At 50.6% G+C, this 17104-nt stretch carries 6 protein-coding genes, 4 tRNA genes, 4 rRNA genes and 1 riboswitch; of the genes, 2 read left to right on the plus strand and 12 right to left on the minus strand.

Features of this window, described 5'->3' with window-relative positions:
- Positions 1-102: 102 nt before the first annotated feature.
- Positions 103-290: riboswitch (Lysine riboswitch) on the plus strand.
- Between the two features lie 99 nt (positions 291-389).
- Positions 390-1766 carry a lysine-sensitive aspartokinase 3 gene (gene lysC / locus BZG76_RS01680; RefSeq protein ID WP_443216254.1) on the plus strand — a complete coding sequence of 459 codons (1377 nt, stop codon included), beginning with the start codon at positions 390-392 and terminating at the stop codon, positions 1764-1766.
- Between the two features lie 38 nt (positions 1767-1804).
- Here the strand turns inward: lysC and metH are convergent, their stop codons facing one another.
- Complete coding sequence (metH, locus tag BZG76_RS01685) at positions 1805-5464, minus strand: methionine synthase (RefSeq protein ID WP_077459916.1); 3660 nt, start codon at positions 5462-5464, stop codon at positions 1805-1807.
- Between the two features lie 182 nt (positions 5465-5646).
- Here metH and BZG76_RS01690 point away from each other — a divergent pair, with 182 nt between their 5' ends.
- The gene (locus BZG76_RS01690; protein WP_021022713.1) at positions 5647-6939 is read left to right on the plus strand and encodes a cation:proton antiporter; all 1293 of its coding nucleotides are present in this window, start codon (positions 5647-5649) and stop codon (positions 6937-6939) included.
- A gap of 40 nt (positions 6940-6979) precedes the next feature.
- Here BZG76_RS01690 and metA read toward each other — a convergent pair whose 3' ends face one another.
- The 11 genes from metA to BZG76_RS01745 all read right to left on the minus strand — a co-directional run bounded on the left by metA (position 6980) and on the right by BZG76_RS01745 (position 17012).
- Positions 6980-7927 (minus strand): homoserine O-acetyltransferase MetA, encoded by a 948-nt coding sequence (gene metA / locus BZG76_RS01695; RefSeq protein ID WP_021022714.1) that lies wholly within the window; start codon positions 7925-7927, stop codon positions 6980-6982.
- Positions 7928-8179: 252 nt separating this feature from the next.
- Positions 8180-8295: ribosomal RNA gene (rrf, locus tag BZG76_RS01700) — 5S ribosomal RNA — on the minus strand.
- A gap of 7 nt (positions 8296-8302) precedes the next feature.
- Positions 8303-8378 (minus strand) — tRNA-Thr (locus BZG76_RS01705).
- A gap of 118 nt (positions 8379-8496) precedes the next feature.
- A 5S ribosomal RNA gene (rrf, locus tag BZG76_RS01710) occupies positions 8497-8612 on the minus strand.
- Positions 8613-8899: 287 nt separating this feature from the next.
- A 23S ribosomal RNA gene (locus BZG76_RS01715) occupies positions 8900-11985 on the minus strand.
- 406 nt (positions 11986-12391) lie between these two features.
- Positions 12392-12467, minus strand: a tRNA-Ala gene (locus BZG76_RS01720).
- A 123-nt stretch (positions 12468-12590) separates the two neighbouring features.
- Positions 12591-12666, minus strand: a tRNA-Ala gene (locus BZG76_RS01725).
- Positions 12667-12706: 40 nt separating this feature from the next.
- Positions 12707-12783: transfer RNA gene (locus tag BZG76_RS01730), tRNA-Ile, on the minus strand.
- A 262-nt stretch (positions 12784-13045) separates the two neighbouring features.
- A 16S ribosomal RNA gene (locus BZG76_RS01735) occupies positions 13046-14614 on the minus strand.
- Together the 16S, 23S and 5S rRNA genes with 4 tRNA genes alongside form the textbook arrangement of a ribosomal RNA operon.
- A gap of 643 nt (positions 14615-15257) precedes the next feature.
- Complete coding sequence (locus BZG76_RS01740) at positions 15258-15476, minus strand: hypothetical protein (RefSeq protein ID WP_021023412.1); 219 nt, start codon at positions 15474-15476, stop codon at positions 15258-15260.
- A gap of 75 nt (positions 15477-15551) precedes the next feature.
- Positions 15552-17012: an aminotransferase-like domain-containing protein gene (locus BZG76_RS01745; RefSeq protein WP_077459917.1), complete on the minus strand. Its 1461-nt coding sequence runs from the start codon at positions 17010-17012 to the stop codon at positions 15552-15554.
- Positions 17013-17104 lie beyond the last annotated feature (92 nt).

A 17104-nucleotide genomic window follows, 5' to 3' on the forward strand; every position in this document is an offset into this window, starting at 1 on the left:
ACAATTTTGCCAAGGCACTGATCGTGACCAAAAGGCTGTTGACACCCTGTCATCTCGCCCGTAATGTAAATGCTGTTCACGGGATAACCAACCCGGGACTGAACATGCAGAAGAGGTGCATTTCTCAGGCAGTTATCATGCGGAGCCCCACTCCAAGGTATGATAATCAGGGGAGACAATGCCGAGGTGGCGTAAGCTTGGGGGCGAAACGCTGCCGGCCTAGGAGGCTGAATCCTTCAGGCTGTCACTTGTCATCCCTACAGGAAGACAGGTGGAGCGCTTCTGGCAGTCCATGCCTGCCGTTTGCTCTTCCTTCTTTTTTGCGGTCCCTACCGCGGTCACGATGTGACTTCTGATGTTCCCCATAATGAATTAGACCCATTTGTATGATGAGAGGGGAAAAGGACGTGAACCCATTACCACCGATTTCAGTCGCTAAGTTTGGCGGGACGAGCGTTGGCACTATCGATGCCATGCAACAAAGCGCTGATGTTATCGAGCAAAACCCACATACCCGCTTTGTGGTGATCAGTGCGTGCGCAGGCGTCACCAATCACTTGGTTGCACTGGCACAAGGGATCAACGACCCACAAGTCCGTCAAGACAAACTGGTTGCCATCACCGCTATCCACCAAGTGATATTAAACGCGCTTCCCGCTTGCCAGGACACGCAAACAGCAGTCGATGACTGGCACCAAACGATTGCCGACTATGCAAATACCGCAGCATCTGCTCCCAGTACAGCGTTAACGGATGCGTTGGTCGCTTGTGGTGAGCTCATCTCAACCTATATTTTTACTCACTTGCTCAATAGCCGAGGCATGGCCACGGTGAGGGCCGATGCGCGAGCGTTATTGCGCACCGATAGTCACTTCGGCTGTGCCCAACCGGATCGACAACAAACCAAGATTCAGTGCCAGAACCAATTACTCCCCCGCTTAGCGACGCACTTAGTGGTCACGCAAGGGTTTATCGGTGCTGATGCGAACGGGCATACCACCACCTTAGGCCGTGGCGGCAGTGACTACAGTGCCGCGCTATTCGCCGAGGCGATCGGAGCAGAAAGTTTGGCCATCTGGACCGATGTCCCCGGGATTTATACCACCGATCCACGAGTGACTGATCGTGCTCGTCCGATTAGTGAAATTAGCTTTAGCGAAGCCTCGGAAATGGCTACCTTTGGTGCCAAGATCCTCCATCCATCGACGTTAGTGCCCGCGGTACGCCAGCATATCCCGGTATTTGTCGGCGCGGCGAGAGCCCCCGAACAAGGCGGTACCTGGATCCGTGAGCAAGCGCACTCAGCGCCGCTCTTTCGTGCCGTGGCCCTCAGGCGCAACCAGACCATGGTGACACTGACCAGCTTAAACATGTTTCATGCTTGTGGTTTTTTGGCCAAGGTGTTTGAGATCTTGGCGCGCTTTGAAATCTCAGTTGATTTAATCACGACCTCGGAGGTCAGTGTCTCTCTGACGCTGGATCAAACCCATACCCAGGGTGACGCACCGCAGCTGCCGGAGGCTGCCATCGCCGAGCTCACGCAGTTATGTCAGGTAGAGATCTGTGCGAATCTAGCGGTTGTTGCGCTGATCGGTAACGAGATGAATCACACACCGGGCGCGACAGCGCCGGTATTTAGTGCGCTTGCTCAATATAAACTGCGCATGATTTGCTATGGTGCCAGCAATCACAATGTCTGTGTGGTGGTCGACGATCACGACGCGACCCATGTCGTACAGCGGTTACACGCTGACTTATTTGAGTAAAAAAAGGCCAGCACATGTGATGTGCTGGTCTTTTTTCATTAGGCGTTTAAGTTTGGCCCGAGCCATTTTTCCGCGTCTTTGCTGCTCCACTCTTTGCGCGCCGCATAACTGTCACGTTGATCATCTTGAATCTTAGCCACCGCAAAGTAGCGTGATTCAGGATGTGAGAAGTACCACCCCGACACAGATGCGCCTGGCCACATGGCATAGCTTTCGGTGAGTGTCATGCCCGTATGCGCTTCTACCGAGAGCAACTGCCAAATTTTTCCTTTCTCGCTGTGCTCAGGGCAGGCAGCATAACCCGGAGCCGGCCGGATCCCTTGGTATTGCTCCCGGATCAAGGCGTCGTTATCGAGCGTCTCATTGGGCGCATAGCCCCACAATGAGATCCGAATTTGCTGGTGCAGGTATTCTGCAAAGGCTTCTGCTAATCGATCGGCGACCGCTTGGATCATGATCGCGTTGTAATCATCCCCTACAACTTTATAACTTTCCGCCAAGGCATACTCGCCAATGCCGCCTGTCACCGCAAACGCACCAATCCAATCAGGCTGACCACTGGTTTTCGGCGCGATAAAGTCCGACAAGCAATAATTGGCGCCGCGTGGCTTTTTGGTTTGCTGACGTAAATGGTTCAGTACCGTGCCCACCGTTTGCCGTGATGTGTCAGTATACACCTCTATATCGTCCTCTAGGCTGTTGGCAGGAAAGACACCACACACCCCTTTTGCGGCGATCAATCCTTCGTGCTCAAACCGGTCGAGCCAACCATTAGCGTCTTCATACAAACGGCGTGCTTCTTCACCCACCAGCTCGTGGTCTAAAATCGCTGGGAATTTGCCGCTCAGGGACCAGGTCATAAAGAAAGGGGTCCAATCGATATACTGACGTAATGTCGCTATCGAGACATCATCGTAAACATGGACGCCCGGCCTCGCCGGCTGGGGCGGCGTGTAATGGGCCCAATCGGTTTGCCATTTGTTTGCCCTTGCCGCGTCCAGGGTGACAGGCGGAGTGCGGGGTGTCTTGCGTTGGTGCTGCTCTCGTACTGACACATACTCTTTTTGTAAGCGCGCGACAAAGTCCGGATATTGAGCCGGCGATAATAGCGATGCACAAACGCCAACGGCACGTGACGCATTCGACACATACACCACAGGAGCCTGGTAGTGCTGCTCTATTTTCACCGCGGTATGCGCTTTGGATGTGGTCGCCCCCCCAATCAATAGCGGAATATCAAACCCTTGCCTTTCCATTTCTTTGGCGACATTCACCATTTCATCCAACGACGGCGTGATAAGGCCTGACAAACCAATAATGTCGACTTGCTCCTCGCGCGCCACTGACAGGATTTTATCGGTCGGCACCATCACACCGAGATCAATAATCTCGAAGTTATTGCATTGCAGCACTACGCCGACAATGTTTTTGCCAATGTCATGCACGTCGCCTTTTACCGTGGCAAGTAAGATCTTGCCATTGGTCTGCCCTTGTTGCTTTTCAGCGTTGATGTAAGGTTCAAGATAGGCCACGGCTTGTTTCATCACCCGCGCCGACTTCACCACTTGCGGCAGGAACATCTTACCTTCGCCAAATAAGTCTCCCACCACATTCATGCCCGCCATTAGTGGGCCTTCTATCACTTCCAACGGTTTACTCGCCGCCGCTCGAGCTAGCTCAGTATCTTCAACAATAAATTCGGTAATGCCTTTAACCAGTGCATGTTCAAGCCGTTTATCCACTGGCCAACTGCGCCACTCCGCGGTTTCTGCCACTTCGTTTTCACCGCGGTCGCGGTAGCTGTCCGCCAACGCCAGTAAACGTTCCGTGGCGCCATCGTCTTTGTTAAGCACCACATCTTCCACCGCCACACGCAGCGATTCAGGCAAATCATCATAAATGGCTAACTGGCCAGCATTGACGATGCCCATATCCATACCGTTTTTAATGCAATGGTAGAGAAACACCGCATGGATCGCCTCACGCACTGGGTTGTTTCCGCGAAACGAAAAAGACACGTTAGACACGCCACCTGAAATCATGGCATGCGGCAGGGTTTGTTTGATATCTGCGACCGCGTTGATGAAGTCGACCGCGTAGTTATTATGCTCATCAATGCCGGTGGCCACCGCGAAGATATTAGGATCAAAGATAATGTCTTCCGGCGGGAAGCCGACTTGATCAACCAGCAGGTGATACGCGCGCGTGCAAATCTCGACTTTACGTTCACGTGTATCAGCCTGGCCTTGCTCATCAAACGCCATCACAATCACAGCGGCACCGTATCGACGGACTAAGTGGGCTTGTTGAATAAACGCGGCTTCCCCCTCTTTAAGAGAAATTGAGTTCACAATCCCTTTACCTTGGATACACTTCAGTCCGGCTTCAATGATCTCCCACTTTGAGGAGTCAATCATCACCGGTACCCGAGCAATATCGGGCTCAGCCGCACACAGATTGAGAAAACGTACCATGGCTTGCTGTGCATCCAACATGCCTTCATCCATATTGATATCGATGATTTGCGCCCCGTTTTCCACTTGCTGCAACGCCACCTCAAGCGCTTCGTCGTATTGTTCTTCGACGATTAAACGCTTAAAACGCGCCGACCCAGTGACATTAGTGCGCTCCCCCACGTTCACGAACAGGCTTTCAGCATTAATAGTCAGCGGTTCTAGCCCTGATAGTCGACATGCCACAGACTGAGAGGGGCGCGCACGGGGGGCATGTTTCGCCACCACTTCGCTGATCGCTTGAATATGCTCAGGTGTGGTACCACAGCACCCACCCACCAGGTTAATAAAGCCAGAAGCGGCCCATTCGTCGATATGTTTTGCCATGTCTTCAGGCGAGAGATCGTATTCGCCAAACGCATTGGGTAAACCGGCATTGGGATGAACCGAAACAAATCCTTCGCAGATCTCACTGAGCTCTTTGACGTACTGACGCAATTCGGCTGGCCCCAGCGCACAGTTCAAACCAAAAGAAAGCGGTTCGACGTGGCGTAAAGAGTGATAAAACGCCGCGGTGGTTTGCCCAGAGAGCGTACGACCAGACGCATCGGTGATGGTGCCAGAGATCATAATGGGTAAGCGCACACCTCGGGCATCAAAGACTTTTTCAACAGCAAAGGCACAGGCTTTCGCGTTCAAGGTATCAAAGATGGTTTCCAACATGATGAGATCAACACCACCATCCATCAACGCCTCAGTGGACTCCGCATACCCCTCAACTAATTGATCAAAGGTGACATTACGAAAGCCAGGATCGTTCACATCTGGAGAGATAGAGCAAGTGCGATTCGTGGGTCCGAGAACCCCAGCAACAAAGCGTGGTTTTTCTGGGGTTTTCGCCGTCCAGTGGTCAGCCACGTCGCGAGCAAGACGCGCAGCAGCTAAATTTATCTCCGCACTGATGGCCTGCATGTCGTAATCGGCCATGGCTATCTGGGTCGCGTTGAACGTATTGGTTTCTATGATGTCCGCGCCCGCGGCCAGATAGTCGCTGTGTAACGCTGCTATTTTTTCAGGCTGCGTCAGTACCAAAAGGTCATTGTTACCTTTCACATCACAATGCCAGTCTTTAAAGCGTGCGCCGCGGTAATCGGCTTCGCCGAGTCCTAAGCCTTGGATCATGGTGCCCATACCGCCATCGATCACCAAAATACACTTAGAGAGACGCTGTGTTAATCGATCCATTCTTACCCCGTGATATCACCATCCTGATTGCGATAGTTTTATCCTACCACAGCCATTTTGGAAATCTAGACGTCTATAAATATCGATTAATTTTGATCTATTTCAATTCAGCTGTTCGTTTTGAGCGCAATTTCTATTAATATTTTGTAACTCTTTCATTCCTCGTCGTACTAGGAAGCTGCATGTCTACCTACGCAATCCTCAGTTTCATGGCTGCTGCTGCCATCTTTATCGCCTTTATTAATAGTAAAATCAGCCGAGTACAAACGACTATCGCGATCACTGCAAGCTCTCTACTCCTTTCTCTTTTGATCGTGATCGCCGGTCAATACCAAGCCATTCCGTTAAAGGCGATGGCGGAGCAAATATTGACCGATATCCACTTTGATGCCTTTTTACTCAAAGGCGTACTCGGTTTCCTTTTATTCGCGGGCGGTATTGGTGTCAAGCTTCCCCATTTCTCTGATCAAAAATGGGAAATCACCACCCTCGTCCTCGGCGGCCTGTTGGTCTCTGTCTCGCTGGTTGGTGCCGGTATTTGGGGCGTCTTCCAACTGATCGGCATTCCTTTTGATTTTATCTATTGTTTATTGTTTGGGGCGCTGATTTCTCCAACCGATCCCATCGCGGTGTTGGCCATTGTTAAGCGGCTACAGGCACCTAGGCGGATCACCACCCAAATCGAGGGAGAGTCACTGTTTAACGACGGGGTCGGGATTGTTATTTTCGTGACGCTTTTTACCTTGGCGTTTGGCGACAGCGAGCCGACACTCGGTGGTACGATCGCATTGTTCTTACAAGAAGCTATCGGTGGGATTTTATACGGTCTGATATTGGGTTACCTGTTTCACCGTTTGATCTGCGCGACCAATGACCATTCCATGGAACTGCTACTGACATTGGCTATTCCTAGCGCGGGGTATGTGCTCGCCGATATGTTGCATGTTTCCGGGCCACTGGCGATGGTAGTATCTGGCATTATGATCGGTAACTGGACTCGCTTTATTGGCTTCTCCAAAGAGAGTGAGGATCATCTGGACCATTTTTGGGAATTGGTCGATGAGTTTTTGAATAGCTTACTGTTCTTGTTGATCGGGGTCAGCCTGTTACAGATTAGCTTCCATAAGGAAGACTGGATCATTATGGCCGCAGTTGTACCCGTTGTACTGTTCGCTCGTTATCTCAGTGTGAAAGCCTGCTATTTCGGCTTCAATCGCTTTCGTCAATACAACCCTTGGGCCGTTCGTATTTTGAGTTGGGGAGGCCTAAGAGGTGGGTTAGCCCTTGCCATGGCCATGGCAGTGCCGGCTGGTGTGATGGTCGTCCCTGAGAAGAATATCGACGTCCGTGAACTGATTTTAATCATGACTTATGCGGTGGTGGTTTTCTCTATTCTCGTACAAGGATCGACCATGACAGGAATGGTTGATAAAGCCAATGCCGCTCAAGAGAAAATCGATAATCCCCGTGTATAAACACTCTTTCTCAACAAGGCGCCAATTAGGCGCCTTTTTGCTATTCGTCGAGCGTAAAGTTAGATTGTGAAAATTCAGCCAGATTAAACGGCGTCAGCTGATAGACACAATAGTTCAACCAATTGGCAAAGAGTAAGTGCCCATGACTCCGCCAACTCACATAGGGGGGTTGAGACGGATCATCATCAGGATAATAGTTAATCGGGACGACAGGCTCCATCCCTTCTTCAAGATCGCGATGGTATTCATGATGCAGCGTATGTGAGTCATATTCGGGATGACCTGTCACAAACACATTACGTTTATCCTTGGTCGCCGCCAAGTAAGTGCCCGCTTGTGCTGAGGTGGCGAGAATATCGAGATCCGTGTGTTCGTCAAGAAAGCTTGGTGAAAAGTCAGCGTACCGCGAGTGAGGGGCGAGAAAGCTATCATCAAACCCCCGCAATAAAGGATGCGTAGCCAGTGCTTCATTTACCTGGTGCTGATAGACGCCAGATAACTTCTCTTTGCGCGTTTTTTTGGGTAAATCGTAAAGAAGCTTTAAACCCGCTTGAGCCGCCCAGCAAACGTAAAGGGTAGACGTAACATGCTGATGCGCCCAATTCATCACATCTTGCAAATGCTCCCAGTAAATCACATCTTCAAACTGCACCAAGCCCAATGGTGCCCCGGTGACGATAAGACCATCAAAGTTGCGTTCACGCACGGCTTCAAACTGGCGATAGAAGGTGTCTAAGTGTTCCGTTGGCGTGTTTTTACTGGGTCGGTTATCAATACGTAAAAGCTCGACATCAACCTGTAAAGGGCTATTAGAGAGCAAGCGCATAAATTGCGTCTCGGTCTCAATTTTTTTGGGCATTAAGTTGAGTAACAACACCTTCAATGGGCGAATGTTTTGGCTCACCGCACGCGTCTGCGACATAACGAAAATGTTTTCTCGACGCAAAATATTGGTGGCGGGGAGCTGATCCGGGATTTTTATCGGCATCACTGCCTCCTGAAGATTTAAGATGTTTAGACGTCCAGATATCTAATAACATACCCCAGTGACCCATGAAGCTCAAGCAATAATCAACGCCCAGAGATGCCCGAATAAGTAAGAATAGTGAAAGGGTAACAACACCAAACAAAAAGGTGAGGTAAAAATGGGGCAGTCGGGGATATAAGAAAGGAATGAGGTATTTTAAAAAACACTATAAACGAAAAAGCCCTCCGCGAATGCGGAGGGCTTAAAATAAGCTCTTGGCAGTGACCTACTCTCACATGGGGAGACCCCACACTACCATCGGCGCAGCAACGTTTCACTTCTGAGTTCGGCATGGGTTCAGGTGGTGCCGTTACGCTATGGCCGCCAAGAAAATTCTGGTGCTGATAGGCAGATTTGAACTGCCGACCTCACCCTTACCAAGGGTGCGCTCTACCAACTGAGCTATATCAGCAAAATCGTTATCAACGTTTTACTCGGTGTTTTGCCATCAAAGTCTTACACTTAATTGCTTTGATGCTTAAATKTTTGCTAACTAAAGCCYAATAYTAAGCKCTAATTAGATAATGAGAGCCTGGCGATGTCCTACTCTCACATGGGGAGACCCCACACTACCATCGGCGCTGCTTCGTTTCACTACTGAGTTCGGCATGGAGTCAGGTGGGTCCAAAGCGCTATGGTCGCCAAGCAAATTCGGTAATCTAGAAAGCTGTTTCGTTCTCGCCACAATCAACTGGCTTTATTTTAAGTCCAACCCAAAACCTCTTGGGTGTTGTATGGTTAAGCCGCACGGGCAATTAGTACAGGTTAGCTCAACGCCTCACAGCGCTTACACACCCTGCCTATCAACGTCGTCGTCTACGACAACCCTTTAGAGAGCTCGAAGCTCTAGGGATGACTCATCTCGGGGCCAGCTTCGCGCTTAGATGCTTTCAGCGCTTATCTNAGTCCAACCCAAAACCTCTTGGGTGTTGTATGGTTAAGCCGCACGGGCAATTAGTACAGGTTAGCTCAACGCCTCACAGCGCTTACACACCCTGCCTATCAACGTCGTCGTCTACGACAACCCTTTAGAGAGCTCGAAGCTCTAGGGATGACTCATCTCGGGGCCAGCTTCGCGCTTAGATGCTTTCAGCGCTTATCTGTGCCGAACTTAGCTACCGGGCAATGCGTCTGGCGACACAACCCGAACACCAGCGGTTCGTCCACTCCGGTCCTCTCGTACTAGGAGCAGCTCCCCTCAATCATCCAACGCCCACGGCAGATAGGGACCGAACTGTCTCACGACGTTCTAAACCCAGCTCGCGTACCACTTTAAATGGCGAACAGCCATACCCTTGGGACCGACTTCAGCCCCAGGATGTGATGAGCCGACATCGAGGTGCCAAACACCGCCGTCGATATGAACTCTTGGGCGGTATCAGCCTGTTATCCCCGGAGTACCTTTTATCCGTTGAGCGATGGCCCTTCCATTCAGAACCACCGGATCACTATGACCTACTTTCGTACCTGCTCGAGCCGTCACTCTCGCAGTTAAGCGGGCTTATGCCATTGCACTAACCTCACGATGTCCGACCGTGATTAGCCCACCTTCGTGCTCCTCCGTTACRCTTTGGGAGGAGACCGCCCCAGTCAAACTACCCACCAGGCACTGTCCTCACCCCSGATWASGGGGCTAAGTTAGAACATCAAACATACAAGGGTGGTATTTCAAGGATGGCTCCACGACAACTGGCGTCGCCGTTTCAAAGCCTCCCACCTATCCTACACATGTAGGCTCAATGTTCAGTGCCAAGCTGTAGTAAAGGTTCACGGGGTCTTTCCGTCTAGCCGCGGGTACACAGCATCTTCACTGCGATTTCAATTTCACTGAGTCTCGGGTGGAGACAGCGTGGCCATCATTACGCCATTCGTGCAGGTCGGAACTTACCCGACAAGGAATTTCGCTACCTTAGGACCGTTATAGTTACGGCCGCCGTTTACCGGGGCTTCGATCAATGGCTTCTCTTGCGATAACCACATCAATTAACCTTCCGGCACCGGGCAGGCGTCACACCGTATACGTCATCTTTCGATTTTGCACAGTGCTGTGTTTTTAATAAACAGTTGCAGCCACCTGGTATCTGCGACTGCCCATAGCTCCATCCGCAAGGGACTTCACCGYGGGCAGCGTACCTTCTCCCGAAGTTACGGTACCATTTTGCCTAGTTCCTTCACCCGAGTTCTCTCAAGCGCCTTGGTATTCTCTACCCGACCACCTGTGTCGGTTTGGAGTACGGTTCCTACTTACCTGAAGCTTAGAGGCTTTTCCCGGAAGCATGGCATCAATGACTTCACCACCTTGGTGGCTCGACATCGGGTCTCGACCGTRYGTAATCCCGGATTTGCCTAAGATTACAGCCTACACCCTTGAACCTGGACAACCATCGCCAGGCCCACCTAGCCTTCTCCGTCCCCCCATCGCAGTAAGTAGCAGTACGGGAATATTAACCCGTTTCCCATCGACTACGCCTTTCGGCCTCGCCTTAGGGGCCGACTTACCCTGCCCCGATTAACGTTGGACAGGAACCCTTGGTCTTCCGGCGWGGAGGTTTTTCACCCCCWTTATCGTTACTCATGTCAGCATTCGCACTTGTGATACCTCCAGCATGCCTCTCAGCACACCTTCAACRGCTTACACAACGCTCCCCTACCCAATATCCATAAGGACATTGCCGCAGCTTCGGTGTATCGCTTAGCCCCGTTACATCTTCCGCGCAGGCCGACTCGACCAGTGAGCTATTACGCTTTCTTTAAATGATGGCTGCTTCTAAGCCAACATCCTGGCTGTCTGAGCCTTCCCACATCGTTTCCCACTTAGCGATAACTTTGGGACCTTAGCTGGCGGTCTGGGTTGTTTCCCTCTCCACGACGGACGTTAGCACCCGCCGTGTGTCTCCCGGATAGCACTTACTGGTATTCGGAGTTTGCAAAGGGTTGGTAAGTCGGGATGACCCCCTAGCCTTAACAGTGCTCTACCCCCAGTAGTGTTCGTCCGAGGCGCTACCTAAATAGCTTTCGGGGAGAACCAGCTATCTCCGAGTTTGATTGGCCTTTCACCCCTAGCCACAGGTCATCTCCTAACTTTTCAACGTTAGTGAGTTCGGTCCTCCAGTTGATGTTACTCAACCTTCAACCTGCCCATGGCTAGATCACTCGGTTTCGGGTCTAATGCTAGCAACTAYACGCCCAGTTAAGACTCGGTTTCCCTACGGCTCCCCTATGCGGTTAACCTTGCTACTAACATTAAGTCGCTGACCCATTATACAAAAGGTACGCGGTCACCCCACWAGGAGGCTCCCACTGCTTGTACGTAGACGGTTTCAGGTTCTATTTCACTCCCCTCACAGGGGTTCTTTTCGCCTTTCCCTCACGGTACTGGTTCACTATCGGTCAGTCAGGAGTATTTAGCCTTGGAGGATGGTCCCCCCATGTTCAGACAAGATATCACGTGTCCCGTCCTACTCGTTTTCACAAATATGGCGCCGTCGGTTACGGGGCTATCACCCTTTATTGCCAGGTTTTCCAACCTGTTCACCTAACGCCAAGTCTGCTTAAGGGCTAATCCGGGGTCGCTCGCCGCTACTGCCGGAATCTCAATTGATTTCTTTTCCTTCGGGTACTTAGATGTTTCAGTTCCCCGAGTTCGCCTCTTAGCCTACTCGTTTTCACAAATATGGCGCCGTCGGTTACGGGGCTATCACCCTTTATTGCCAGGTTTTCCAACCTGTTCACCTAACGCCAAGTCTGCTTAAGGGCTAATCCGGGGTCGCTCGCCGCTACTGCCGGAATCTCAATTGATTTCTTTTCCTTCGGGTACTTAGATGTTTCAGTTCCCCGAGTTCGCCTCTTARCGCTATGTATTCACGCTAAGATACCTGCTTATGCAGGTGGGTTTCCCCATTCGGATATCCCAGATTCAAATGGCTTTTACTGCCTTATCTGGGCTTTTCGCAAGTTAATACGTCCTTCATCGCCTCTGACTGCCAAGGCATCCACCGTCTACGCTTAATTACTTAACCATACAACCCCAAGAGGTCTTTTTTGCTCGATCTTTCTCTTTTATGCTGCCTCTTGCTTAACTTTTGCTTGGTCACGTAACACGTTACGCTCCCGGCGACAAAAGTCTCGCGCGCGTTGCCTAAAAAAGAAATCTGCGTCGCAAAACCACTGAGTGTTGAATCATCAACCAATTAAGGTTTTGTTTTTGCCGGACTCAAATAGAAGCTTTGTCGTTATTGATTTAATAAGACAAAGTCCAAGCACACTTGATTGTGTGAGTGACATGATATGTCACTGATTGAGAACTTTACTGTCATTCTTAAAGAATGACTTGTCAGCTTTCCAGATTGTTAAAGAGCATGTGTATTTATCACGACGATAAACCACTTTTTAAAGGCACTTATCATTATAAATACGCTTAAAAAGTGGTGGAGCTAAGCAGGATCGAACTGCTGACCTCCTGCGTGCAAGGCAGGCGCTCTCCCAGCTGAGCTATAGCCCCANCTTTACTGTCATTCTTAAAGAATGACTTGTCAGCTTTCCAGATTGTTAAAGAGCATGTGTATTTATCACGACGATAAACCACTTTTTAAAGGCACTTATCATTATAAATACGCTTAAAAAGTGGTGGAGCTAAGCAGGATCGAACTGCTGACCTCCTGCGTGCAAGGCAGGCGCTCTCCCAGCTGAGCTATAGCCCCACATTGATTACTTTGTTAACCAACACATTTGGGGATGTGTTGGTGGGTCTGAGTGGACTTGAACCACCGACCTCACCCTTATCAGGGGTGCGCTCTAACCAGCTGAGCTACAGACCCATCAAAGCAATGATGTGCTCTCTTTCAATTTCAACCTATACAATCTGTGTGAACACTCGCAAGAATAGCGTCARTAAGGAGGTGATCCAGCCCCAGGTTCCCCTAGGGCTACCTTGTTACGACTTCACCCCAGTCATGAACCACACCGTGGTAAACGCCCTCCCGAAGGTTAAGCTATCTACTTCTGGTGCAGCCCACTCCCATGGTGTGACGGGCGGTGTGTACAANCAATCTGTGTGAACACTCGCAAGAATAGCGTCARTAAGGAGGTGATCCAGCCCCAGGTTCCCCTAGGGCTACCTTGTTACGACTTCACCCCAGTCATGAACCACACCGTGGTAAACGCCCTCCCGAAGGTTAAGCTATCTACTTCTGGTGCAGCCCACTCCCATGGTGTGACGGGCGGTGTGTACAAGGCCCGGGAACGTATTCACCGTGGCATTCTGATCCACGATTACTAGCGATTCCGACTTCATGGAGTCGAGTTGCAGACTCCAATCCGGACTACGACAAACTTTAAGGGATTCGCTAAACATCGCTGTCTCGCTGCCCTCTGTATCTGCCATTGTAGCACGTGTGTAGCCCTACTCGTAAGGGCCATGATGACTTGACGTCGTCCCCACCTTCCTCCGGTTTATCACCGGCAGTCTCCCTGGAGTTCCCACCATTAYGTGCTGGCAAACAAGGATAAGGGTTGCGCTCGTTGCGGGACTTAACCCAACATTTCACAACACGAGCTGACGACAGCCATGCAGCACCTGTCTCAGCGCTCCCGAAGGCACRCCTCTATCTCTAAAGGCTTCGCTGGATGTCAAGAGTAGGTAAGGTTCTTCGCGTTGCATCGAATTAAACCACATGCTCCACCGCTTGTGCGGGCCCCCGTCAATTCATTTGAGTTTTAACCTTGCGGCCGTACTCCCCAGGCGGTCTACTTAATGCGTTAGCGCCGAAAGCCAAAGTCTAAAACCTCAACCTCCAAGTAGACAGCGTTTACGGCGTGGACTACCAGGGTATCTAATCCTGTTTGCTACCCACGCTTTCGCATCTGAGCGTCAGTCTTTGTCCAGGGGGCCGCCTTCGCCACTGGTATTCCTTCAGATCTCTACGCATTTCACCGCTACACCTGAAATTCTACCCCCCTCTACAAGACTCTAGCCTGCCAGTTTCAAATGCGGTTCCGAGGTTGAGCCCCGGGCTTTCACATCTGACTTAACAAACCGCCTGCATGCGCTTTACGCCCAGTAATTCCGATTAACGCTCGCACCCTCCGTATTACCGCGGCTGCTGGCACGGAGTTAGCCGGTGCTTCTTCTGCAGCTAACGTCAAGCCGTGCACGTATTAAGTACACRACCTTCCTCACTGCTGAAAGTGCTTTACAACCCGAAGGCCTTCTTCACACACGCGGCATGGCTGCATCAGGGTCTCCCCCATTGTGCAATATTCCCCACTGCTGCCTCCCGTAGGAGTCTGGGCCGTGTCTCAGTCCCAGTGTGGCTGATCATCCTCTCAAACCAGCTAAGGATCGTTGCCTTGGTAAGCCATTACCTTACCAACTAGCTAATCCTAACTGGGCCCATCCCAACGCGATAGCTTACATGTAGAGGCCAYCTTTGGTCCTGACTCTAACGAATCAAGACATTATGCGGTATTAGCCGTCGTTTCCAACGGTTATCCCCCTCGTCAGGGCAGGTTCCCAGCCGTTACTCACCCGTCCGCCGCTCGACGTCCAGTAAATCCACCGAAGCTTCAATACTGCCGTTTCCGCTCGACTTGCATGTGTTAGGCCTGCCGCCAGCGTTCAATCTGAGCCATGATCAAACTCTTCAATTAAAGTTTTGGTGTTTGCTTTNGTCGTTTCCAACGGTTATCCCCCTCGTCAGGGCAGGTTCCCAGCCGTTACTCACCCGTCCGCCGCTCGACGTCCAGTAAATCCACCGAAGCTTCAATACTGCCGTTTCCGCTCGACTTGCATGTGTTAGGCCTGCCGCCAGCGTTCAATCTGAGCCATGATCAAACTCTTCAATTAAAGTTTTGGTGTTTGCTTTYCCWAAGAAAAGACAAACGGCTCGATAAATACTGTTTTGTTCGTCTCTTGCGAGACAAACGAATTGACTGTGCCGAATAACTAAAAGTTATATCGTATTGGTCACTCAGTTCATCGAATAAATCTTTTTGTCTATTCTCAACGAGTGCCCACACAGATTGCATAGGTCAAATTGTTAAAGAGCGTGTCGACTTAGTGGTTGGCATTTCGTGACTTACGTCTCGTTGCCCCGTCGACAGGAAGCGCAGTATAGAGATCTCAGTTTTTACCGCAACCCCTAAATATAAAAAAAAAGCGCCTTGCTGCTCGTTTGTTCACAAAACAAACAAAAACAGACAAAAGGCCCCTTTTTCCGGTCGTTGAGAGCTTTTCTAGTCGTGGAGAGCGAGAGATGGCTGGTGCTCACGCTCCCTCAATACAAAAAAACAATTAGTGCAAGTGCGATTGTTGCCTTTCCTCCGCACGCTCTTTCGCTCGACAATAACGCACAGCGCCCCACGCCATGAGCAAAAGCACAAAAGGAATTGCGCCAGCGGTCCATTGCGCCCATGTGTAATAGGCAAGTGTTTCAATAATAATGATGTGGCCAAGGATCAGTAACGCTGCACAAATTATTGCGACCACCATCATGCTCATCTCTTGTTTCATCTTTTCCTCCCAAGCTGGTATTGCACATCCAGTTTAAAGGGAAAAGTGCCGTCGCGGCCTAGTACAAAGTGATCACTATTTAACTGGTACAGGTGACGCGGCGAGTAACGATGAGAGAGCCGTCGCAATCTGATTTAACCCATCACACTCGGCATCATTGTGCTCGAGCTCTCTTGTTACTTTTCCATCAATCGAGAGATTGAGACGAAAGCAATGATTAAACCGTCCATCTGTCGCAAACAATGCACCCGGGGCGATGGTCACACCAAACGGCCTTAACGCCTGAAACAGATCACGCGTATCGATGTTTTTATCCAATGTAACCCACAAAAAATAACCGCCTTTGGGTTCGCTAACCGAGGCACTGGCCGGTAAGATCGCTTTGAGTTGGGTGAGGACCTGGTTTTGACGAGTAGACAGCGTTTCACGTAATCGGCGTAAGTGCGCGTCATAGCCGCCTTGTTTTAAGTAATCAGCAATCGCCAGTTGATTGGGCGCCCCTACGGCTAAGCTCGAAACGGACTGACGCTTCTCTATTTGCATCGCATAGCACCCTGCCGCGACCCAGCCCACTCGAAAACCAGGTGCAAGCTGTTTGGAGAAAGAGCCGCAATGTAAGACGCCGCCTTGCGCATCATAGGCTTTTAAAGGCATGGGCCGTGAAGGGGTGAAATAGAGCTCACCATATACATCATCTTCGATAAGTGGGACTTGATGAGACGCAAGTAGGCTAACCACACGGGGCCGGTCATCATCTGGAATCGATGCCCCGGTAGGATTATGAAAGTTACTCATTAACCAGCATGCCGATACTTGGTGTGAGATTAAGGCGTGCTCAAGCGCATTTATATCAATACCAGAACTTAGATCAACCGATACAGCAACGGGTTCAAGTTGTAGCCTTTCAAGCGTTTGCAGTACCCCATAAAAAGCGGGTGCTTCGATAATGACTTTATCACCAGGTTGAGTGAGTGCGGCTAATGACAAACTTAATGCTTCTATTGCACCGTTGGTGATAATGATTTCGTCAATGCCAACTTTAATGCCTTGACGCAGATAGCGTTGGGCAATCAACCGACGCAGCCCAGTGTCACCGGGTGGTAAAATAGTAAAGTGGTCTGGATGTGAAGACTGACGAAGCACTCGCGCCATTGCCCGTCCCAAGGCTTGCATGGGGAACAGTTGAGGATCGGGAAATGCCGAACCAAATGGATAGCGCGTTCCTTGGTGACTAGCACTGATCACATCAAAGACATCCTGATGCGTGGAGAGCCATTGAGAATCAGCTTGCGGCCTCGCCAATACATGCTCTGCCAACTGGTTATAATGAGGGCGAACAAAAAAACCGGACCGGGGTCTCGCTTCAACCCAGCCATCAGCTTCCAACTGTTCATAAGCACGCATCACTGTCATTGGACTCACGCGCTGGAGACGGCTCATTTCTCTTACCGATGGGATCCGCTCGCCGACTTGCCAAACGCGCTGCTGGATTTGTGCTTCGATCCAACGAGCAATGTCTTGATAACGCACTTGCACCTTACTACTCCCTCTTTTTGCTTATCGAGGGATCATACCTTGGGCCGTCAGGATTAGCGGGATAGAATGTGGCGGATTGTGACTTGCACATC

This window comes from Salinivibrio sp. AR647 (genome assembly GCF_001995415.1).
Taxonomy (GTDB): domain Bacteria; phylum Pseudomonadota; class Gammaproteobacteria; order Enterobacterales; family Vibrionaceae; genus Salinivibrio; species Salinivibrio costicola.

Excerpts from the sequence above, each read along its gene's own strand:
- metA (WP_021022714.1), bottom strand. The coding sequence starts at position 7,927 with ATGCCGATAAAAATCCCGGATCAGCTCCCCGCCACCAATATTTTGCGT.
- BZG76_RS01740 (WP_021023412.1), bottom strand. The coding sequence starts at position 15,476 with ATGAAACAAGAGATGAGCATGATGGTGGTCGCAATAATTTGTGCAGCG.
- BZG76_RS01690 (WP_021022713.1), top strand. The coding sequence starts at position 5,647 with ATGTCTACCTACGCAATCCTCAGTTTCATGGCTGCTGCTGCCATCTTT.
- lysC (WP_443216254.1), top strand. The coding sequence starts at position 390 with ATGAGAGGGGAAAAGGACGTGAACCCATTACCACCGATTTCAGTCGCT.
- metH (WP_077459916.1), bottom strand. The coding sequence starts at position 5,464 with ATGGATCGATTAACACAGCGTCTCTCTAAGTGTATTTTGGTGATCGAT.